19 protein-coding genes and 1 pseudogene are annotated in these 21,937 nt (G+C 51.8%); 13 read left to right on the top strand and 7 right to left on the bottom strand.

Annotation, left to right across the window (positions count from 1 at the left end):
- Positions 1-196: 196 nt before the first annotated feature.
- The gene (locus DBV39_RS14475; protein WP_108622137.1) at positions 197-1,096 is read right to left on the bottom strand and encodes a LysR family transcriptional regulator ArgP; all 900 of its coding nucleotides are present in this window, start codon (positions 1,094-1,096) and stop codon (positions 197-199) included.
- 97 nt (positions 1,097-1,193) lie between these two features.
- Between DBV39_RS14475 and DBV39_RS14470 the strand changes: the two genes are divergently transcribed.
- The 6 genes from DBV39_RS14470 (at position 1,194) to DBV39_RS14445 (ending at position 6,625) form a co-directional block, all read left to right on the top strand.
- Positions 1,194-1,814 carry a LysE/ArgO family amino acid transporter gene (locus tag DBV39_RS14470; protein WP_108621386.1) on the top strand — a complete coding sequence of 207 codons (621 nt, stop codon included), beginning with the start codon at positions 1,194-1,196 and terminating at the stop codon, positions 1,812-1,814.
- A 10-nt stretch (positions 1,815-1,824) separates the two neighbouring features.
- On the top strand, positions 1,825-2,469 hold the full coding sequence (locus DBV39_RS14465) for an FMN-binding negative transcriptional regulator (protein ID WP_108621387.1): 645 nt from the start codon (positions 1,825-1,827) through the stop codon (positions 2,467-2,469).
- Positions 2,470-2,657: 188 nt separating this feature from the next.
- Positions 2,658-3,284, top strand: coding sequence for a tyrosine-type recombinase/integrase (locus DBV39_RS14460; protein ID WP_108622136.1), 627 nt, complete (start codon positions 2,658-2,660; stop codon positions 3,282-3,284).
- 368 nt (positions 3,285-3,652) lie between these two features.
- Entirely contained in the window at positions 3,653-4,609 is a 957-nt protein-coding gene (locus DBV39_RS14455) for a reverse transcriptase family protein (protein ID WP_108622135.1), read from the top strand.
- A gap of 38 nt (positions 4,610-4,647) precedes the next feature.
- Entirely contained in the window at positions 4,648-5,943 is a 1,296-nt protein-coding gene (locus DBV39_RS14450; protein WP_227870646.1) for an AAA family ATPase, read from the top strand.
- Positions 5,944-6,061: 118 nt separating this feature from the next.
- Positions 6,062-6,625, top strand: coding sequence for a hypothetical protein (locus DBV39_RS14445; protein ID WP_108622133.1), 564 nt, complete (start codon positions 6,062-6,064; stop codon positions 6,623-6,625).
- Positions 6,626-6,816: 191 nt separating this feature from the next.
- On the opposite strand, the gene DBV39_RS14440 is transcribed toward DBV39_RS14445, so the two are convergent.
- Positions 6,817-7,983, bottom strand: a complete 1,167-nt coding sequence (locus DBV39_RS14440; RefSeq protein WP_159078966.1) for a hypothetical protein — start codon at positions 7,981-7,983, stop codon at positions 6,817-6,819.
- Between the two features lie 489 nt (positions 7,984-8,472).
- On the opposite strand from DBV39_RS14440, the gene DBV39_RS14435 reads away from it, so the two are divergent.
- The 7 genes from DBV39_RS14435 to DBV39_RS14405 all read left to right on the top strand — a co-directional run bounded on the left by DBV39_RS14435 (position 8,473) and on the right by DBV39_RS14405 (position 16,220).
- Positions 8,473-9,327 carry a metallophosphoesterase gene (locus DBV39_RS14435; protein WP_108622131.1) on the top strand — a complete coding sequence of 285 codons (855 nt, stop codon included), beginning with the start codon at positions 8,473-8,475 and terminating at the stop codon, positions 9,325-9,327.
- Between the two features lie 378 nt (positions 9,328-9,705).
- Complete coding sequence (locus tag DBV39_RS14430; RefSeq protein WP_159078965.1) at positions 9,706-9,918, top strand: hypothetical protein; 213 nt, start codon at positions 9,706-9,708, stop codon at positions 9,916-9,918.
- 178 nt (positions 9,919-10,096) lie between these two features.
- Positions 10,097-10,933, top strand: a complete 837-nt coding sequence (locus tag DBV39_RS14425; RefSeq protein ID WP_108622129.1) for a hypothetical protein — start codon at positions 10,097-10,099, stop codon at positions 10,931-10,933.
- Positions 10,934-11,168: 235 nt separating this feature from the next.
- Positions 11,169-13,595 (top strand): AAA family ATPase, encoded by a 2,427-nt coding sequence (locus DBV39_RS14420; RefSeq protein WP_108622128.1) that lies wholly within the window; start codon positions 11,169-11,171, stop codon positions 13,593-13,595.
- Between the two features lie 152 nt (positions 13,596-13,747).
- Positions 13,748-14,047 (top strand): metallophosphoesterase, encoded by a 300-nt coding sequence (locus tag DBV39_RS14415; RefSeq protein WP_108622127.1) that lies wholly within the window; start codon positions 13,748-13,750, stop codon positions 14,045-14,047.
- A 32-nt stretch (positions 14,048-14,079) separates the two neighbouring features.
- A complete protein-coding gene (locus DBV39_RS14410; protein WP_159078964.1) occupies positions 14,080-15,246 on the top strand; it encodes a Shedu immune nuclease family protein in 1,167 nt (388 codons plus the stop codon).
- The gene (locus DBV39_RS14405) at positions 15,243-16,220 is read left to right on the top strand and encodes a DUF3644 domain-containing protein (protein WP_108622125.1); all 978 of its coding nucleotides are present in this window, start codon (positions 15,243-15,245) and stop codon (positions 16,218-16,220) included. Before DBV39_RS14410 ends, DBV39_RS14405 begins: the two co-directional genes overlap by 4 nt.
- A gap of 170 nt (positions 16,221-16,390) precedes the next feature.
- Here DBV39_RS14405 and DBV39_RS14400 read toward each other — a convergent pair whose 3' ends face one another.
- The 5 genes and pseudogenes from DBV39_RS14400 to DBV39_RS14385 all read right to left on the bottom strand — a co-directional run bounded on the left by DBV39_RS14400 (position 16,391) and on the right by DBV39_RS14385 (position 21,846).
- Positions 16,391-17,731: a hypothetical protein gene (locus DBV39_RS14400; protein ID WP_227870957.1), complete on the bottom strand. Its 1,341-nt coding sequence runs from the start codon at positions 17,729-17,731 to the stop codon at positions 16,391-16,393.
- 237 nt (positions 17,732-17,968) lie between these two features.
- Positions 17,969-18,250: pseudogene (locus DBV39_RS20660) on the bottom strand (hypothetical protein); the annotation flags it as partial.
- 2 nt (positions 18,251-18,252) lie between these two features.
- Positions 18,253-19,284: a TniB family NTP-binding protein gene (locus DBV39_RS14395; RefSeq protein WP_108622123.1), complete on the bottom strand. Its 1,032-nt coding sequence runs from the start codon at positions 19,282-19,284 to the stop codon at positions 18,253-18,255.
- Complete coding sequence (locus DBV39_RS14390) at positions 19,284-21,242, bottom strand: Mu transposase C-terminal domain-containing protein (protein WP_108622122.1); 1,959 nt, start codon at positions 21,240-21,242, stop codon at positions 19,284-19,286. The genes DBV39_RS14395 and DBV39_RS14390 overlap by 1 nt, the downstream gene beginning before the upstream one ends.
- Positions 21,223-21,846, bottom strand: coding sequence for a TnsA endonuclease N-terminal domain-containing protein (locus DBV39_RS14385; protein WP_108622121.1), 624 nt, complete (start codon positions 21,844-21,846; stop codon positions 21,223-21,225). The genes DBV39_RS14390 and DBV39_RS14385 overlap by 20 nt, the downstream gene beginning before the upstream one ends.
- Positions 21,847-21,937: the final 91 nt, after the last annotated feature.

Genomic DNA, 21,937 nt, shown 5'->3' with positions numbered 1-21,937 from the left:
CAAGCTTGCCTTTCAAACTGAAATCGTCACTTTATTACCATAGCGATTCAGAGGTAGGTGCTGTAGTTTAAATCATCGCTCGGCAGCTTTCGGCCAATAGCCGTCACTGCCGTCGCGCTCTTAATTTCAGCCATATGCGCATCCCGAACGGCAGCAATAAGGTAAGCAAATTAATCCATGGAATTTGGCGCCACAATCAACCCGTCTGCACCAGCGCCACTTTCGCGGCATCAATCACTACCCTCGACAAACCTTCTAGAAGAGACGATGAAGCTCTGGCGTGCTGCCAAAACAATGACACATCCAAGTGAGAATCGGGAACCAACTCGACCAGATCTCCAGCCGCAAGATAGGGAGTGATGAGCGATTGCGGATGCAGTCCCCAACCCATGCCAGCTAAAGCGGCCGTCACAAATGCATGGGGAGAGGGAAAGGTGTGTCGCGGCAATTCCACATGTCGATGGCACAACCGATAGGCCCAACGCGCCTGTAATTCGTCCTTCGTATTGAAGACCAAACTGGGTGCGCGTGCCAACGTACCCGCGCCGACGCCTGCAGAGAAATATCTAGCTACGTAGGCGGGGCTGGCAACTGCCAGATACCGCATGGCACCCAGTGCCCGACTGTTGCACCCGGCAGGCGGTCGCGATGACCCCGTCACTGCAGCGATGACGACACCACTGCGCAACCATTCTGCTGTATGGTCCTGATCATCAAGCGCCACATTAAGCAGCACAGGAGACTCGGCAGCAAACGTTGCTGCCACGGGCGCAAACCACGTCGCCAGACTGTCAGCATTGACCGCAATTGGCATTTCCACTCGGGCGTCACCATCCGTTGCAAGCGTTGGTAACGCATCGTGTAATTCCCTTTCCAGCAACCGTACGCGATCGACGTGCTGGCAAAGTCGCCTACCCATTTCTGTCGCGTGGCATGGCTGCCCTCTCACGACCAAGGGCGTGCCGACACGCTCTTCCAGCAAGCGAATTCGCTGCGACACCGCGGATGGGGTCACGTTCAGGGTACGTGCTGCACGCTCAAAGCTACCCTCACGAATGATGGCGGCGAGCGCAAAAAGCGATTCGTAGTCAAACACTCTTTAGATTTCCTAATCTTGGTTCAGTAAAGATAGTTTGCCTTCATTGCATCCGGAAGGCAATCTGTCTGACATCAAGCATCGGGGAGCAATAAAGATGGCCGTCGCAGTATTTATTCAAGGTCTTGTACTCAGCCTCGGTTTGATTGTCGCTATTGGCGCGCAAAACGCATTCGTCCTGCGTCAAGGGTTACGGCAAGAGCACGTCGGGTTGATTGTGCTGTTCTGCGCTTTGGCGGATGCCTTATTGATTGGCGCAGGGGTCTTTGGCTTGGCCCAGGTTATTGGCGATCGACCCGATTTGGCGAAGGCCATGGCGTTATCTGGCGCCGTGTTTCTTGGTTGGTATGGATGGCAAGCACTACAGCGCATGCGACAAAAAGCAGAATTGCGCGCCGATGCGAGAAGCGATGGACTTAGCCGAGGCGCTGCGGTGGCACAGGCGGCTGCCTTTACGCTGCTCAATCCACACGTTTATTTGGATACCGTCTTGCTGGTCGGGAGCATCGGTGCGCAGCAACCATCTTCTCTCAGGGGATGGTTTGTTGCCGGTGCTAGTTCGGCGAGCTTGGCGTGGTTCAGCGCATTGGGCTTGGGTGCCCGCTGGTTGGCGCCATTATTCGCCAAGCCGAGGTCCTGGCAAGTGCTAGATGGCATCATTGGCGTGACCATGTGGGTATTGGCGGCCTTGCTACTCAGCCACGTCGTGAGCAATTGAAGGAGAAAACATGTACCGGCCGAAATATCACGCCTTAAACGATCTGGCCCAGATGCATGCCCATATCGACCAATATCCACTAGGTGGATGGGCCTGCCAGACGGGCGACGGTCTCGTGGCTAACCACATACCGTTTGTTCTTGACCGAACGTACGGGGAAAGCGGTCGCTTGATCGGGCACGTGTCGAGAGTCAATCCGGTTTGGCGACTACTTCTTGCAGGTGCCCCGTCAGTCGTCATGTTTTTGGGGCCTCAAGCCTATATAACGCCGTCGTGGTATCCCGGCAAGGAGGGACATGGCAAGGTCGTTCCCACCTGGAATTACGTCACGGTTCATGCCCATGGAAATGCGAGGGCTGTTGAAGACGGCGAGTGGATTCTGAGCATGCTGCATCAATTGACTGATGCCCAGGAGTCGTCACGGCCGACTCCGTGGAGCGTGAAAGATGCTCCGACGGACTATGTCGAAAAGCTACTGCGCGCTATTGTCGGTATTGAAATTCGCATTGATCGACTGGAAGGGCGACTCAAGGTCAGTCAGGATGAAGCGCTCGTCGACAGACACGGGACGGTTGATGGATTAATGGCTGAGCAGGACTCCCAATCAAACGCGATGGCGGAACTCGTGCGTCAGCAGATTGACAGCCCCCAGTAGCGGGAGCCGAGTGGCGGCTTCCGAGAATCGAAGTAAAGATTTGAGTGTTCGGGCAACGGCGCCTTAGGGGCTGGCACAACGTCGACAAAGGGTCGGTAGCGTTTGATCATGTTCTCACTCGACAGCCTATGGAATTTGAGTCATTGGCAGCACACTAAAACTCCTTTCCCTATAAAAAGGAGCTCCTCATGAAACCGAATGTGCATACTGCCTTAACGCACGAGCCATGGAACAAGGGCAAGCTCGTTGGGCAAAAAGCACCGTTAAAGCTCAAGGACATATGGGCTATCCGTGTCCGACTACAACTGTCGAACGATCTCCGTAATCTTGCTCTTTTCAATCTCGCCATTGACAGCAAGCTACGGGCCTGCGACTTGGTGAAACTACGAGTCCGAGACATCGCACACGGGGAGCATGTGGCACCTCGTGCGATTGTTATGCAGCAAAAAACCCAACGCCCTGTGCAATTTGAAATCACTCAGCAAACACGCGAATCGTTGGTGAGATGGATACGCTACAAACAACTGCGCGCTGATGATTTCATTTTCTCAAGCCGGATCCACGCATCTTTGCACTTATCGACCAGGCAATACGCTCGGATAGTCGATGCTTGGGTGGTCGCCATTGGTTTAGATCCGACAGCATACGGAACGCACACAATGCGAAGAACAAAGGCATCTTTAATTTACCGTCGCACAAAAAACCTGAGGGCAGTTCAATTGCTCCTCGGTCACACCAAGCTCGAAAGCACGGTGCGATACCTTGGCATCGAGGTCGATGACGCCCTTGAAATGGCAGAGCAGACAGAAGTGTGATGTTTACTTAATCTCGGACAGTGCGGCCACCCAACTGGTCGCTGTCCGGCCATGAGCGGCCGGTGAACTGGTACCCACAGCGCTGAGCCTCTACTGGCCGAAGTCTAGGCTCTCCGTCGAATGCCCCGGATCTAGTGTCAGCACCCTATTTGCTTGTCTATCGAAACGGAGCTGTGCTACAGTTTTTCCATACCAGCGACTAGGAGTAGCTCCAGTCTAATGTCTGGTACCTAGGGCGTTTTATCAACTTACGCGTGCCCGGTCGAAGGCTTGTGCTATGTTCGGCCGGGTATTTCGTAAATGCCAACGGGCTGCAGTCAGGCACGCCTCAGCTTTAGTTGTGAAGGGATGCCCAAGGTGAGTGATCGATGACTCCACGACCGCTGCATCAGTTGTTCGATGCCATGTATCACGGGAAGTATAGGTTCGAAGAGTTCTCTGAGTTAAACCCTAGGGAACACTATACTTCCGTGCAGTGGAACAACAGAACCATCTATAAGCCTTCTAAAAAGCTGAAGGACTTTCACTCGTTCCTCAACGGGTTTCTGCTTGAGTTTCTTCCAGTTAATCAATCTGTGTCGTTTGCTTATCGCAAGGGGGCAACCCTTCTGCAAGCTGTTATGCCCCACTCACGCAGCAGAGCTTTCTACCGAACAGATCTGGAACGGTTCTTCGATAGCATTACCTCTGGCCTAGTCCGATCAGCTCTTGAGAGGGCCGTAACCCCCATCTCTGACTTGGCCGAGCATATTGACCATCTTCTGGACCTGCTCACAATCAACGGCAAACTGCCAATTGGCTACTCAACATCCCCCATCCTAAGCAACGCTTGCCTGCTCGGATTCGACGAACGACTCGCGTCTATAAGTAGAGAGCGACAATGGATATACACGCGCTATGCTGATGACATCATTATTTCAGCAGATGATCGCTCGGCTATTGAAGCTGCTAGTGACGTGATCAAAAGTTGTCTTTCAACTGAGTTGGGAGATGAGTTCGCGCTCAATTCCAGCAAAAGCAAATTTACGACTATCGGAAGAAAAGTGAAGCTGCTAGGCCTTGTCATTTTGCCTAATGGCACTATCGCTATTGATCGCGACGTTAGGAACAGGGTCGAGTCTTGGCTTCACTTCTATGTAAGCGATCGATCGCGGTTGGCGAAAATTTTCGAGGAAGAACGAAGCGAGGGAATGGAGGAAGGGCTGCAAAGGCTAAGCGGCTTGATCAGTTACGTATATGCAACTGATCCTCGCTACTTGGAAAAGCTTAGGGCCAAGTTCGGGACAACAGTCATTGATAGCTTCTTGCATAGATCCGCCCAATGAACAGTCTTCGAGTCCACCTCGAGTTCATCCAGCACGTTATGAGCCTTACGCTAGAACTGGATCTCTCTGCTCCCGGACTGATTTGTTTGGTAGGACGAAACGGAACCGGTAAAACTACTTTGGTTCGTGCGTTGCGCAACCTCTCGAGCGCCGATACTTTTATTAAGACAGCAACACCCTATGCGTTCTCATTCAATAGTCGAATCACCTACATCGTAGACGGAACCAAGTTAGTGTTTTCGTATGACGAGAAGATTCGATCACTGAACTGCAGGGAGGTAATTCCGTTCGAGCTGCGCGGCCTCATTTCAGCCGAGCTGCCGATGCCCCACGGCAATCGCTTCAATTACTTCAAAAGTGCTAGCGAGGCGGACTTAGATATCCGTAAGGCGATTGCACTCGGCAGTCATGGCCGCCCGGATGAGCTTATTGCCTTTCTCACCGCAATATATGGTTCGATACGCTACTCGAGCATGGTAGAGGTGACCGTCAAAGGTAAGAGTTACTACGCGATCGTCAAGGACGATCACACCTACATCCGTGAAGACTACCTGAGCTCTGGGGAGTATTTTCTTATAAACTTGTATCGGACTATCAAGGGGTCAGCTCAACTCATCGTGATTGATGAGATTGACCTTTCTCTCGATGCGGCAGCGCAGGCTAACTTGACTGCGTGGCTACGCGATTTCTGCGCCAGGTATGAGCGCAAGATTCTATTTACAACCCACTCGCTTGCCCTAATGCGACAGCTTGAGGCGAGAGAACTTTTTTATATTGACGAAAGCCAAGGACAGATTTCTATTAGTCCAAAATCTTATAGCTACGCCAAAGCGCGCCTTTTCGGATTCTCGGGATGGGATAAGTATATCTTAACAGAAGATGAAGTTCTTCTTGGTTTCATTGAAGCCATCATACAAAAGTACTGTCCTCAGATATTCTTTCGCTACAAGATCATCTTCATCGGTGGAGGAACCCAAGTGATTAATCTGATGAAGCACAATGAGAGGGAACAATTTCTGTCTTCACCTGGCAACGTGATGGCAATCCTTGATGGTGACCAAAAAAATGAGAAATTTGTTGAACACTCTGGGGTATATACGATCCCTCTCGAAAGCGTTGAAAAGGCTATCTATGCAGAAAGCCAAGTAGATAATCAATTTCCGTTTGTGACGAGCAGAGGTAGCTTTACTGGTCCCAAGGATTTCCATAATTATCTTCAGGAAAAGAAAGTAGCGACACAGAAGGAGATTTTCGAATATTTGATGGACAGAAACGATATAGCGCTGCAGGGCCTTGTTAGCGTGCTTCGTGATTTTCTCGCTCGCGTAGCCTGACTCTGATTGGTGGAACAGCGTGAGATACCCTCAAAATCGGGCAAAGATTCTCTCGAGAACCCCAGTACAGAGCTTCCACTAAAGATCAGGCTCAGCAACTGTTTGTGAGTAAAAACCCATGACTATGCCTGTAAGCCGATACTCCATCGAGAAACACAAACACGTGTACGCTCAATGGTGCGCCGCCGCCGCATATGGCCGTGGCTTGGTCGGCGGCGGTAACTCCCTGGCGTTTGATCTAATAGAGGTAAGTGGCTTAGGTCAGGTAACCGGGCCAGAACATATCGGACAAAATGTCGATGAATGGCAGATGAGTTTTATGAAGAAGATCGAGGCGGAGGCTGCGCGTTTAGGTGTGAGGAGTTTCTCATTCGGCCGTGCCCAGAAGCTAGTCAACATCTACTTAAAAACGATATTGGTCTGCGGAGGCCACCACGACCACCCAAAGGTTCCCTTGCTCCATCCTCCGCTAGACTTAGAGCTGTTCAAAGGGCTACGCACTTTCCTGTCGAAGAACCGGGATGCTATGAGTGAGGCGCGTTCAGCATTTCTCTGTGCGCAAAGGCGTAATCCGCGATGGACCACGTTCTCTGAGGCTGACTACGTGGCCCACATAGATGCCATTAAACTGCTGATGGCCAGCAAGCCACTCTATCAGGTCGAGGAACACTGGAAACTCTGAGTTGATCAGCAACGTAGACTTATGAAAGCTAGCTTGAAACCTCGCGAGAGACAGGTTTGGGTCGGGAGCTGCCACTCATGACCGTCTGGTTTCGACACAAACCGGTAGTTGGCTGCTTGTGAAAGTAGACGTTCACCGTTTGAAGTCACCGGTTTGCGCGGCTTTTCGCGCAGGTCCGGTGGAGTGACAAGTTAGGTTTCAAGTGGGGCGTCTTCTTCCAGTGGATTCGACATAACGGCACTTGGGAAAGCCTCGGCGAATATTTCCTGGTATGCCACCAGAAACTCGGGTTGGGTGCGAAGCTCGCGGAAAAGTGGCCAGTCACGATAGTTCAGCTTTGAAATTGACCCACTCGTTCCGATACGACGCACGATTTCAATTGCCTTTGGCCAATCCTCCCTCAACGTTGCTTCAGCCAACTTAAATTCATCACCTTTGGCTGACCAATCAACTATTCTCAACGTGTTAGTGCACTCAGCTTTCTTTCCAGACCACTTGTACGCTTGCGCTCGATTGATCGTAAATGCAAGTTGAAACCACTCTGAGGAGTGCTTCTTGAACGTGTCGCAAGCCAAGTCGAGAAGAGCTAAGGCTAGATCGTTGTCGTCACGGTCAATCAGTTCGTAAGTAGTAGAAGCGAGATTGCCATCAGCGGATTCTCTTTCATCTGGCAGCAATTTCCTCCATAGGACGTGCCCAAGCTTTACGCCAAGCTCGAAAACGCAGCAATACGCTAGATCAAAATACTTTTGTGGAACTCCTAGCCGTGCGCCCTCTATTGTTTCTGGATCAAGGGTGACACCATGTTGCCTGCAAACTGAAAGGTACTGACTGGAGACCGTTCCGTCGGTATGAACAAACAGGTTTCTTCGCTCCGTCAATTCAATAAACCTTGGCCAAATAGCAAGTCCTTTTGTTAAGGTCAGATCGAAGCGGCTTTCCATCCATTTGATCTGATCGGAGTGGCTCGTTCGAAGCACAGCTTCGATTTCCTTTTCAATTAGATGATCACGAATACTTTCGATCGAAGGAAATGATGCGACCTGCGAAAATGACAGAGACTTTTCTGAAGCATTTAGTAGCTCAGGTCTAGCTAAAAAGATTGCTCTCAACAATCGGCCAATGAACGCGTCGTATTGGCTGACAAGCGATACCATCATGCTCCTTGGCACGAGTATCCTTGCATGTTCCGATTGATCGTGCCGACTGTTTAGCTTCTTCCAGCGCCTTATGTGTTCCAATGGGATAGAAACACGTCGTTTATCTCCGTCGGTTGTTACGGCGCAATTGTCTGTTTCGAACTTCACTAACTCTGAGGAGAATTTCTTCCCTACCTCTTGAATGACAAGCATCGTCATTGGTAGCGTTCCACGAAGACTATCGATGTGGCGAACGAACAAATTGATCTCATCGCCGATTGACTGTTTTGGGGTGGTAGCTTGTGTCATATCGAGAGGGGTGAGTCTGAAACCTAAGTAAAATAGACCGCATGATTGCCGCATAAGCTGGCCGACTGCAGTATGTTCTGGATAGCACTGCACATAGTAAACCTTACTAATACTACTGATCGGAAGACTCCTGGCGATATTTGCCAGAATATATAGCCGTCATACGCGGCGCAGTCCAATGACGTAGGGGTTGTGCCAGCCGTACTCCCAGTTGTTATTCCGTGAGCTTCTATTGCCTAAGGCTGCTTTGGAACAATTTCCCCTGCGTCGGCTCCTGGCCGTTTACAGCCACTCACCCCTTAGACAAACAGTATCGCATCTGACAGAAGCGGTGTAACCTGATCAAAAGATTCTTGCCCCCCCCGTTGAGCACAATTGCAGGATCAATCTGCGTCAACCATGCAACCACTTCACAAGCGCTTGCCCTCCAATACGAACGGACGCGATTTCATCGTCGGCGACATGCATGGCTGCTACGACTTGTTTGAAGTAGAGCTGGAGAAGGTCAGTTTCGATCCTGCTTGTGATCGCGTCATCAGTGTAGGTGACCTGATTGACCGAGGGCCGAACTCCCTGGCGTGCCTGCGCCTGCTCAAACAACCCTGGTTTCATGCGGTTCTTGGCAACCATGAAATCATGCTGCTCAATTACGCCTACCCTGCTCTGAGGTCCTGCCCGCTCTTGCAGAACGACGACCTGTTTCTCAAAAACGGCGGCAACTGGGTAGAGAGGCTCGATGATATAGGGCAGACAGAGCTGCACTACCAACTCTTACCCCTGGTTGCCGCCCTGCCCTTTGTCATCAGCGTGGGAGAAGGTTCGGACAGGTACCACGTGGTGCACTCAGAGCTGCTGACAGGCGACCCGGAGCTGAACACCCGCTTTTTTGCACAACAGAGTATCCACGAGAAACCCGTACCCGACAGGATTCTGACTGATGCCGACCTCGATTCGTGCCCCGAGGATGTTCTGGGTACTATGCACGATGCCATGGTGTGGGGAAGACGAGTATTCAAAGCGGCCAAGCCGGGCCAGGCCCAAGCGGTTGACTCACCCGCAGGCCGGCTTCTAGTGAGCCGAAAGCCCTGGCACCCGGGACTATCACTCACCTATGCAGGGCATACACCCGCATATCAGTTGCGGCTGCACGCCTCGCACCTCTTCCTTGACCGGGGAGCCTTTAAGCGGGATGCAAACAGTTGCCTGCAGCTGTTGTGTCATCAGCACATTCACCCGTGGCTGACGGGACTTTGATCACAAAGTCCGGAGTACAGCCCGTCAGCAACCTGCAAACAACCCTCGAGCCATCAGCAGAACCGGACAATGACATCCGCTGGAACGCCTTTACTGGCGAAGAAACCCAAAAAAGACTGAACATGCCTATTCCAGACGAAGCAGTCGCCGAAAACCGGTACGACTGTGACGGCACGTTAGTCGTAAGATATCTGAGAAGAAGGTCTGTGACCTGCACCTGATGACATCAAACCGATCGTCTTGATACATTTTCGCAAGAACGATGATGCAGGTTGGACGGCGGTCCATGAAAGCCAGATGCTAGGCCGTGCTAAATCTTCCGACCTTATCGAACGAGGAGGCCAAGATTCACAGACAGCAGTCCAGGAACTTCAGTTCTTGTCTCAAGCAGTGAATCTTGCGATGGAATCGGTCGCCGACGAAGCGACTCACATTCAGGCGCGGTTTTTTGAAGGAGTACGAACACTACAAGAAATTGCTAGCGAATTCCCGGAGGGCGAACAACGAGAGGCGTTGGCTGCGTACGCCACTGTCCTCCATTTCTGCTATCTGAATCGCCTTAACTGGCTAGTTGCCGGACATGCTGGCTAACCCATTCCACCGGGCTACGCGAAAAGCCGCGCAGCCCGGTGGATTCGAGCGTTGATAATTTGGCTGTCTGCTATGGGGAGGGGACAGCCGTAAAGGTCTGCAACCGGCCAGGAGCGGTCTATTGCCAACTGAGCAATAATCTGGTGCTAGGAGAATTTATGAAACCGTGGGGCTCAGCATGACGGCCATTGCCATTTGGTTTAATAATGAATCGCAAGAGCACCCGACACTGTGGGTCGCCGCGGACAGCCGTATCAGTGCATCGCAGACCGGAAGAGTACTGCTTGAGGATGGCGCGAAGATTTTCCCTCTTCAGATTGTTTGTCGCGAACCTGGAGCGGACGGTTTCTTTTCAAATCTCAGCTATTTCCATTCGGTTGGCTTTTGCTTCGCTGGCAACACTCTTATGGGGCAGAACGCATATCTTTCACTTGCTCCACTTCTCAGCAATCTAATATCGCCTACAGGATACGTTCCTTCTATGGCTGACATTGCTCGATATGTTCATACCTACCTGCAGCGTACATTCGACGACTACAAGAGTCGAGTGGGGAAACATGCCATATTCGAGGCGGCTCTTTTTGGCTATTGCCACTCAATCAAAGCGCTCGCGATCATTCACTTTAGGCCTCAGATGAGTGACGGCATGTGTGTGCTTGGCGCCTCGACAAAGAATGTAATGCGGACTGGCGAGTTCCAGTATCTGGGAGACAAGAATGAGCTGATGACGAAAAGACTGTCTGAAGCTCTGTCGGGAGTGCCCGCTCCGGGAAGACCGATTAGCAGGATGCCGCGTTACGTTATTCAGGACTGCATCGACGACGAGTCATTGCCAAGCATCGGGGGAGACCTTCAACTTGGCATCGCGAGTTCATTCGGCTTTCAACCATTGGCGCTATGCAAGCCTCGAATTGTTGGGCAGCCCGAAGCCTTCCTGAGCTACCTTGGTAGGGAGCTGACGACTGAGCTCCTGCATGTCGGCGAAGCCCGAGTGGGCTTTCCTGCACTAGCTTAGCGCTGTATCACCGAGCACAGCTTGCGCTTGTCCGGCACCGGCCACAACCCGTCGTTCAGATGTGTCGTCGGTGAAACGTCCAGGCGCAGGATCCGCTCTGTAGCCGATCATTCGATTATCGAAGGAAAATCCTCCTTGGCCGAAAAGGAATTGTCTTGTACAAGGGGAGCCTTGTAGACTTGAAGCAACATTCTGTTTCGAACAGCTTGAGGGCCGCTATAGGGGGACTGAGCCGGTGATTAATCAGATAGACATAGCAAGCTTTGGTAGCTTCCAAGGTCTGGAGTGGAAAAAGACCGTTCGGGACAGCGGCAAAAGCGTCAAGCTCTTTCAGCGTCTGAACATCCTCTATGGACGCAACTACTCTGGCAAGACGACTCTCTCTCGTATTTTTCGTGCGCTGGAAACGCGCAAGCTCCCTCTGAACTATATTGGCTCGTCCTTCACCGTGACTGGTGAGAAAGGTGCGGTCACCGATGCTGATCTGCTGACGCACAACTATGACGTGCGGGTCTACAACCGCGACTTCGTGACCGACAACCTGAGCTTCCTGGTCAATCAGGAGATCGGAGGCGTTATTAAGACCTTCGCCATCGTCGGTGAACAGAACAAGGAGATTGACGACGCCATTGCTGCCATCGAAGCCAAGCTTGGTAGTGTGGAGGGCAAGGCTGGACTGCGCTTTGATCTGGAGGCCAAGAAGAGAGAGCGTGATCGCACCAAGACAGCCCACAGCACGGCTTTGAGCGGCTTAGAACAGAAGCTGCGCTCACATGCTGCTGAGAAGATCAAGAAGAATCCCCTGTACCGCGTACCCGTCTACACCATCGACCACATCAAACGTGACATTGATTCCACCAGTAAGCCCGGCTTCTCCGCCCTGACCCCTGAGGAACAAGCAAGCAAGCTCACCTTGCTCAAGCAGGAAGCCCTACCTGACATCGAAGGCACTCTGGCCATCATCCTCAAGCTGGAGTCGCTGAAGGCCACTGCTGAACCTCTTCTATCCAAGGCGATAACGCCTACCAAAGCGATTGAAGAGCTGCTCAAGGACAGCGCTTTGCAGCTTTGGGTCAAGCAAGGTATCGGACACCACCGGGACAAACGGAACACCTGTGCTTTCTGCCGGCAGGACTTGCCGCACGACATTTGGCAGGTGCTGGACGAGCACTTCAGCAAAGAGTCGGGCGACCTGGAAACCGCCTTGGATGCTGCTATAGCGTCAGTCACGGACGAGATCAAGTCCGTTGCTGGACTCAATACCTTTACAGGTGCTCAGTTTTATGCGGATGAACGTACCGCGTTTGAAGCGAGCAGCAAGGCACTGTCGGAAGCACTTGGTGTCTACGAGAAGGACTTGGAATTCCTGAAGAAGTCGCTTGAGACTCGCAAAAACAACCTGTTCCAGCTTGTGATTCTGAAGCCCCCTTCCCATGACGCCAAGGAGATCGAGAAGCATGTTCAGGACATCAATGCGCTGATCGTCACGAGCAACGGCAAGACGAGGACTCTGGAAAAAGACAAGGCTGCTGCCATAGATGCACTTCGCCTGGCTGACGTGTTCGAGTTTGCTGATGCGATCACCTATGACAATGAGGTTGCCCGCATAGCTACCCTCAAGACCGGCGCCGACACGGCAGGCACGGCCCATACGGACGCGGAAAAAGAGATCCGTGACGCGGAAGCAGAAGTCCAAAATTTGAGAGCCAAGCAAAAGGATGAGCGGAAGGGGGCCGAGCGAGTCAACTCACTGCTCAACAACTTCTTCGGTCATGACGGTATCAAACTTGAAGCCCGCGACGGCGCAGACAAAGCCACGGTCAAGTTTGAAATCACGCGAAACGGCAAGGCCGCGTACAACCTCAGCGAAGGTGAGTGCAGCCTGATTGCATTCTGCTATTTCATTGCCAAGCTAGAAGACCCTGAGAGCAAAGGCAAAGAACTGATTATCTACATTGACGATCCAATTTCTAGTCTAGACGGAAACCATATCTTCTTCATGTTCAGCTTGATTGAGAGCTTGATTGCCAAGCCGATCAAGAATGCTGACGGTTCAAACGCCTACCGCTACAAGCAGCTTTTTATCTCCACCCATAATCTGGACTTCTTGAAGTACCTCAAGCGCCTGTCCATTCCGAAGAAGAAACTCCCTGCTGGTGAAGGCAAGACGAAAAGTACCGATGACCACGAGCATTTCATGATCGAGCGCAACGGCGCTTCTAGCAACATCTTGCTCATGCCGTCTTATCTCAAAGATTACATAACTGAGTTTCACTACCTCTTCCATCAAATCTACAAGTGCAAAGATCAAGCTGCCGCAGCAGATAGCCATGAACCGTTTTTCGGCTTTGGCAACAATCTGCGAAAATTCCTAGAAGCCTTTTTGTTCTTCAAGTACCCCTATCATGATGATAGAAACGACGCGTTTGAACGGATAAAGAAATTCTTTGGGGAAGAGGAAGATACAGCAGTTGCACTGATCAATCGGCTTAACAACGAGTTTTCGCACCTGGAGGCCGTCCCAGATCGAGGCTTTAAGCCCGTAGAAATTCCTGAGATCGCCAAGGTAGCTAACTATGTGTTGGACAAGATTTACGCTGCCGACAAGGTGCAATATAACGCTCTGTTGAAGAGCATTGGAGAGCCTGAGCGAGTAGGCTGAAGGATCGCTCCCAATGTTCGCTTGTGGCCGTTCGCAGCCACTCACCTCCCCAGACGAACAGTACCGCATCTGAAAGAACCGGTGTACCCTACGCAAAAGATTCTTCTTCCCCATAAACACCCTTGCAGGATCGACACACAACTGCGTCAACCATGCAGCCACTTCACAAGCGCTTGCCATCCAACACGACTGGACGCGATTTTATCGTGGGTGACATGCATGGCTGCCACGACCTGTTTGAGGCAGAATTGGAAAAGGCCAGTTTCGATCCTGCATGTGATCGGATCGTCAGCGTAGGCGACCTCATTGACCGAGGACCGAACTCCTTGGCGTGCCTGCGTTTTCTCAAACAACCCTGGTTTCATGCGGTTCATGGCAACCACGCTACCCAGCGCCTCAGATCCGTTTTGAAAGACTCCTTTTCCCCCGCCTTGACGCTCGGCGAACCATGATCGACTTCATCCGAAGTGGAGATCATCTGCTAATGATTTACGTACCCGAGAGAGGTGCGGATAACTGGCTGGTGAAACCCTTGGAGAAGAAAGAAGACATTCCGCTTTCCGGTCGAGCTTTGCACGTCCGTCAGGAAATCTACCAACCAGAGTTCAACGATGGGGACTATGGAATGGATGTCTGCTACCGCTTCTGCGTTGGAAATCTCGTAGATGATTACTACCAGATCGATCGTCGTTTCCTTGGCATTGAGTATGACTTGTTCATCCATCACGCACTCAAGTTCAGGCGTTCAATGTTTGTAGCCGAAACAAATATCCCGATTTTCCGAGGTTTTAACGATTACGGCTTCAACGCCCTGTACGTCGGTGGTGACCATCCCGACGCGCTGCCTGAGGAAGTCTTCAAGGAAATGCTTCGCCAGTTTCCCAATACCTACGAGTTGAAGAAATACGCTAGAGCGCGGGTCAGCAGCATGCTCCGCAGCTATATTCCTATCAAGGAAGACCACGAGGCCCAGTATCTGAAATACCGGCAGCGTAAAAAATCTGCCAAAGGCTATCAGCCCCAAAAGGTTTTCGCATGCTACGAAACAGATAAATTCGCGTTGCTGGTGGAGAAAATCGAAGGAATGTTAGTCAGTGCTGACACCTACAGCGAATCACAATGGCAGGCGGAGATTCTGCAGGTCATCCAGTTTCTTTACCCCAAGTACGTGTGCGCATTCCCCGAAGCCCCTGTGATGGACAGCCTGGCGGGCAAACATAGGAAGATTGATTTTTTGCTCGTAGACGCATCCGGATACGTCGATGCCATCGAAATCAAAAAGCCATTTTCCGAATGCCTGGTCACCAGCAATCGCTATCGAGACAACCACGTCCCCATGCGGGAGCTCAGTGGCACGATCATGCAGCTGGAGAAATACCTCTACCACCTTAGCCGCTGGGGGCAGACGGGCGAAGAAAGACTCAACGATCGCTATTCTGATCAACTTCCCAATGAACTGCGCATCAAGATTGTGAATCCCTCCGGCATGATCATCATGGGCCGCGATGCCGCATTGTCACCGGATCAACGCACTGACTTTGAGGTCATCCGGCGTAAGTTCCGGCACGTCGTTGAAATCATGACCTACGATGATTTACTCCACCGATTAAAAGTCATCCGTGCTCAATTTAAATGTAAAGTAACGCTATGAAGGCCCGCTCCAAGGAATTACTTGATCGCGCCGTTGCAGCCACCGTCGCCGCCATCGAAATCTACAACAAGCCAGACTTTCTCTATCGAGAAGAAGCCTTCTCTGTTCTTGCCATCAACGGCTGGGAACTGCTCCTTAAGGCGAAATGGCTGGCTGATCACAACAACAAAGTCAGTACGCTCTATGTCATGGAGCCGCGCACAAAGAAAGACGGCACCAAGAGCAAGAAGCTTCGAGTCAAGGAAACTCGCTCCGGAAACCCGTTCACCCACTCCATAGACTTTCTTGCCAAGAAACTGATTGAAACGAAATCTTTCGATGCCAACGCGTGGGCCAACATCCAGGCATTGCTGGAACTTCGGGACTCATCGATTCATTTCTACAACCGATCAGGCGCATTTCCCTTGCGCCTCCAGGAGATCGGAGCCGCAAGCCTGAAAAATTTCGTCGCTGTCACGAAAGCATGGTTTGGGCGTGACATGTCGGAATTCAATTTTTATCTGATGCCGCTGTCGTTCGTCACCCTGCCGCAACAGACAGCGGCTGTCGTACTAAACCAGGAAGAGAAGAAGTTTCTCGCATTCATAGAGAGCCTCGAACCCGCAAACGACGATGCCGAGTCTCCCTATTCAGTGACGGTGAACATCGATATAAAGTTCACTCGTTCAAAGGCTAAGGATGCACTTGGCGTGCAGGTGACGAACAATCCCAACGCGCCCGAGGTCCGGCTCACCGAAGAGCAAATCCGTGCTCGTTTCCCTTGGGATTACGTCCGCCTGACTCAAGAATGCCGCAAGCGATACGAAAACTTCAAAGTCGCCCGAAAGTATCACGATGTGCGAATGAAACTGCAGAAGGATAAGCGTTTTGGAGAAATCCGTTTCCTTGACCCGAGCAATCCCAACAGCCCAAAGAAATCATTCTTCAATCCCAGTATCCTGCAAGAACTGGACAAACACTTCACGAAGAAGTGAACGGTGTTAACGAACAAATTGTCAGTTTGATAAGGGCTCACGACCATCTCGCTGGCACACAAGCCAATCCAGCTTGATGCCACGGCATCATAAACCTGTTGTTCCAGAGCGAACCACATAGGGTGGAAACAACCGGCTAGACAGCGTCTCAAAAAATTATATTTGCATAGTCATATATTCCTTTGCGGCAGAACGACCTTGATGCGACTAAGAAAATCCATCAAACGCGGAGTCTTCGCATAGAAGGTCTTACCGCATTTCTCTAATTCGTTGTTGATACCGGACACCGGATAGAACCCTTCGTCCGCCAGCACTACTTTCATTCTTTGTGGTGTGACGTTGAGTTGCGCGGCGATATCAGCCGAAAACACATAGCGCTCATTAAACCGCCTTGCATCGTCACGATGAATTTGCGCACCACATCCACCTCGCTGAGATATCTGACGGGTCAGCTTCACAAACTCGTTTCTTGCAAGCCAGTAGCCCACCCTCTCCGTCACTCCCATCAAAGTCGCAAACGCTGGAATGCTCAGGTATGTCGCGCGTTCCGGGGTGTGATTCGTTACCCATGCTTTAACTGCCTTGATCTCAAACAGCCATCCTGCGACACCTGGAACAGATTCCAAGGCTCCTACCAATTCGGGGCCTTTCGAAGCCATGACATCTCGAATTAGATCGATCACTTCCATATGGCGCCACGCCCAAAATTGCAGGATATGGGCCAGCGAGACCTGGTGCTCTTCAGGAAGCGCAACAACGCGAGTTATAGCTCGTCGCTCAACGTAGTTCTCGACATCAACACGACGAATGCGCCAGCCAGCCTGCCCTGGGACTGACGGAGCCCGAGGGGCGATCGGAAAGAGATGCATCAGCAACTCTCTTGTTCGTATTTTTCCCAGCCCTAACATCCGGGATACGTCCTTGAGGGTAACCTCATTCAATAGGCTGACATCGATGCGATCAACCTCTTCTTTTGCAATGACGAGATAGACGCGTAGACTTTGGGGAGCAATGAGCTTGTATCCCTGGATAACATTTTCCTCGACGAGTTGCTTTAACCGATTCAGGCTTATCCCTAGCTTTTTCGCGACAACAGGTCCCGGGCGCCAGCGAATGTAATCCAAAAGCTTTTCACTTAACCACCGGTTTCGTTTACCGACTGCACCCGTCCAATTCTCAACAAACCAACCCTCGAATGCCTGGCGAAGAGGGTCAAACACGTCGTCCTTGATAACCGCATAAAGGTAGACATAGGCTCGCTTGAAGGTTTTAGGCAAACCCTGTCGGCGCGGCGGTTTGCCATTCAGACGCGTAAAGCATTCCCCAAATGCCTGTGGCCAATTAGCCAGGATGCTGGCGGCATAGCTACTGATTGGCCAAGACCTTTGTAGATCGCTCAAGTTCGCAACTGTTATTGAGCGCGCTGCCGTGTTCGGATCGAGACGAATCCCAACAAACCGGATCAGCCGGTGTAGCTGCTCCAAAGTCATCGGCCCGAGCCATGAAGGCACCAGCTCGTCTTCACGCTCGTGTAACTTCTGATGCAAAGCCTTAGACAGTGCGCACACCTCTGCCGGCGCCTCTCGCGCCACTTCGCATCGAAGATCCGACCCACAATCACAGCGCAGTAGTTCTGTTCGCTTCCACGAGAGCGGTTTTGTACAACTCGAGCAGGCGTCCACCATCCATACTTGGTGCTCATGGCAGGCATCGTAGAAAGTCAGCTCCCAGCACGCTCGCCAACTATCGTCCTCGACAAGACAGTGCGGACAGAATCGCCCGCGTCGGGCATTCCAGAGACGCGGGTGATTTTTGCGCAAGCGAGCAATTCGAGAGATCCACTCCCACAATCCAGGATCAAGCTCTTTCATGGGCATGAGACCATGGGCATCGAGCCATTGCGTATCGAACGTTAGGCCAACATTAGCGAGATCCTTGATGACCAGTCGATTTGATTCTGCCAATCGCAACAGATACCCCAGCGCACCCTCTGTTCGATAGGGTGCATGTTTGAACAACAACGCGTCCATCATCACCTCCCTTTGGGCACATGTAGTCTTGTTCGGGTCGACGTCTCTTTCGTCCGGCCCTGGCCAGCGTTGTGGAGATAGAAAGGTTCACCACCCTTGTCCAAAGGCTGAAGATAAGAGTCAGGGTGAAACGGGTTCTTGCGATCCGGGACTTCACGCCAGATATTTTCCCTAAACGCGGCTGCGAACACCTCCTGCGTAATTCGGTCGAGACCTGCTCGCGCGCATACACTCGTGGCACCCTCAATTAATTTTCGAACATAGTCCAGTAACCCATAACTCGCGAGGTGTATTCTGCGCGCAAGATTTGCGTCGTGAAACGGCGTCTCGGACTCAATCGGTAAAATTGACTGCAACATCCTGAGTACACTGCGGAATTCTTTAAAGTCTTCCGCGTCCTCCAGATCAAATCGCGACATTTGAAAATGAGTCGAAAAGCGACGTTGCAACTGCTCATTCGATGACACGACCAGACTCGATTCATGCAACCCACACGCCACCACCACGACTTTTACGAGATTTATCAGATTCTTTAGCCAGTCGGTAACATCCCGATACAGCGCATTGGTGGGTGCATAGAAGAGGTGCTGAAATTCATCGAGCACCAGCACTTCGACATCGCAGCGTGTGATCAGGTCGCAAATCAAAGCCGTTTTCTGTGGAGCACTGCCATTGTGAGCTTTGGGATAGCCAAGTGCCAGCAGAATCGCGGCAGCAAGGCTTTTGGAGGTTGGCGACGAAGGCACCGTGACCATCAAAACCGGAATCTTTGTGTGTTGCAGGTTGGCCTCTCGCTGATGCTTCTCGGCGTACGCGCCAACGAGCATGGTTTTGCCCACACCCGAAGGCCCGGTCACCAGAATGCCTGCCGCTCGGCCATGCAAACGTCGAGCATGGTGAAGCTCCCCTATGGTGTAAATACCTTTCTTGAACCGTTGATGAATGATGGGTGACGTTTTCAGACGGTATCCGTACAGATCCCGCTGCGTGGCCTCCTCAGATACACAGTTGGCTAGCCTTTCTGCGAAAGTCATCACTTACCCTCCGTGCCAAAGACATCGAGGTCAGGCAGATCGTCATCTAGACCATCTGGTAACGGGTCCGGCAAGGGTGTACGACGCTCCTCTGGTACCGGATTGAGGGCGTCGTCAATCGGATTCTCCTTGCGCAGTACCGCTTCGCTGTCGTGCATGACGGTGCGAGCCGCTTTCTTTCGATGTGCTGTCTTTTTTGACACGATAGAGTTAGCGACCATCTCTCTGATCGCTTCCTCGGCTTCGTACAATTCCCGGATACTGTGGTTTTCGCCAAACGTCTTTCGGGCGTACTCCCGGATCAATCGATGCATTGGACGGTTGCGCCCAACCGCATATTCCTGGTCTTTGGCGGGCACTTTCAAATAGCATGCTGCCTGCTCATCAAAGACATGCACATATGCAATCTGGTCTTCATCAAACTTCAATTGAACCTTTGGGTTCTTGCCTAATTTCTCACGTAGTGCATTCAACTCCGGGCTGTGATAAAAGAGGCCTTCCAACTCGATACCATAATGAAACACAGTCCGCTCTGCTTTCTGTGCCGCCAAAATTGCGAGTGACTCTGGATAGGCCGGCATCTCAATAATGGCTCGCTCGGCCAGCTTCGCCCACTCTCTGATTGGACTGTTTTTCAGCGTTCTATGATGCTTGATGTGATAGACATCAACAATCCACTTCACCAGTAACTGCGTTAGATCGGTCAATGTGATGCAGCTCTCAAGCTCCGAAGGGTAATCGCCGCGCTCTCTCGGATTCGAAAAGGTCGTTCCGGGCAAACGATGAATGAGCCCTTGACCGGACGTTCTCATAAATCGCTCGATTACAGCCTTGAACTCAGGTCCCCCCGCAGGGCAAAAAAGAGTCTCGATGCCAGTGTCCTCGCAAAACGCCTCCACCGACGCTGCATGAAGATCCATGCCGTTGTCGACCGCCACTAGCGTTGGCAATCCCTGGGCAGGCCAGTTCCCAGTAACTTGCTTGAATCGCTCGAGCCACTGGTTTTTTGGCAAAATCGCGCATCGGATCGCCTGGTTGACACTGTGGGCACTCGGGGCACCAAAAGAGATATAGAAGCCCATGATCATGCGTGTAGCGCAATCGATCACTAGGGTGATCCAGGCTCTGCCCAACACAAGATTGGTTACGCTATCAAACACATGCAAATCGAGCGGCGTGTGGTCGATCTCCCATCTCTCATTAACTTCTTTTGTTTTGACATGAAACAGCGCCGCCCGGTACTTGAGCCCCGCCTGTTTGGCGCCTAATCGCTCGACGTCGACCATCTGTTGGTTTAGCTCTTTGAGCCACTCATAAACTGTGGAGCGAGACACCGGTTTGATCTTCTCAGGTGAGCCATCATTGACGTTCCTGATTCGATGGTCAACCCTCTCAAAAACCAGCTGTGCCGGTAATCTCTGCTTGTTTAGATAGACCTCCTCGATAACCTCCAGGAATATGCTGTGTCGCGGGCACTCTATGGGTCTGCGACGCCCCTTTCGCTTAGGAATCAGCGCGTTAATCGACTTCGTGTTCCGATACTGCCTCCACCAGTTCTGAACGCTGGCGACACAAGGGGGCCTCTTGTCTACGGTCTTTTCGGCATGTTCGCTGATCAGCGAACCCCACCGCTCCCGATTGAATCGATTGACTGACGGATCGACAGCCTTAAGGTATCCGTAGCGATATCTCGCCGTGCGCTGTTCATAGTCAGTGAAAGTGGAGAGATCTCGGGGTGCCACCATGTAGGTAGCTTTCGAAAGTGAGCCAATTGAGGCCTCATCGATCACCCATTCCCCCGCAAGCCACTTGCTATCAATCTCTGACCGGGTAATTTCAAGATGCTCGCCCTCGCCCGAGATCAGCTGGTACTTGTTGGTCACCAGCAGACGCTCCAACTGCCAACGCGTCTGCCCTTGAATGAAAACCAGGCCGCGCTTATAGGTATAACGAATCATGTCCGACCTCCTCAGCACGTTGAACCAGCAAAGATCCCTGGAGCGGTTGCTCGAGATTGCACTGCCAGATGCCCAATGCGACCCGCTTCATGAGCGCGTAGTGGCCAACCCTTGATTCCAGCCCCTCCCATGGCTCGCCACCCCCACGCAGCGATAGCGTCTCAACATCACCCGTCGGCCGAGCGCGCAAGCCAGAAAGCTTGCGCAGGTTTGAGTGAAGTGGCTCTCTTCGCACCACAGTCTCTGTGACCACCTGATATTGCTCGGAACGATGATTGGCATAGTGCTGAGCGATGTGGTCGTACTTGGTCCGTGTCTTGATCGAATCAAGCTTGGCCTGCGGTTTGGCCTCCAAGTGAAGTCTTTGACCCGTAACCAGTTCAACCGCAAAGTCCGGGAAGTACACCCGCATCGTTTCGCCATCAAAGTACTCAAGTCGCTCGGGTTGTTCCTCATACGAAACAACCCCTGTGGAGAACTCCAGCAACTGGATCAAATCCCTCTCAATCAGTGACTCGAACTCAACCATCCTGCCCATCTTTCGGGACGGATAGCGACCCCGAAATCCGCGCCCACTGCGCGTAATAACCCGTCTTGCAACCATGATTCTTCTCCTGTGCGTCAGGCAACAGAAAGCCCTGCGCCCTTGCACGCATCAAAATGAAATGTGTTTCAAAGCCTGATCGACGGCAAAA

Source organism: Orrella marina, from assembly GCF_003058465.1.
Taxonomy (GTDB): domain Bacteria; phylum Pseudomonadota; class Gammaproteobacteria; order Burkholderiales; family Burkholderiaceae_B; genus Algicoccus; species Algicoccus marinus.
Note: the sequence above shows the minus strand (reverse complement) of the source record. Positions and strands in the feature narration are given on the sequence as shown.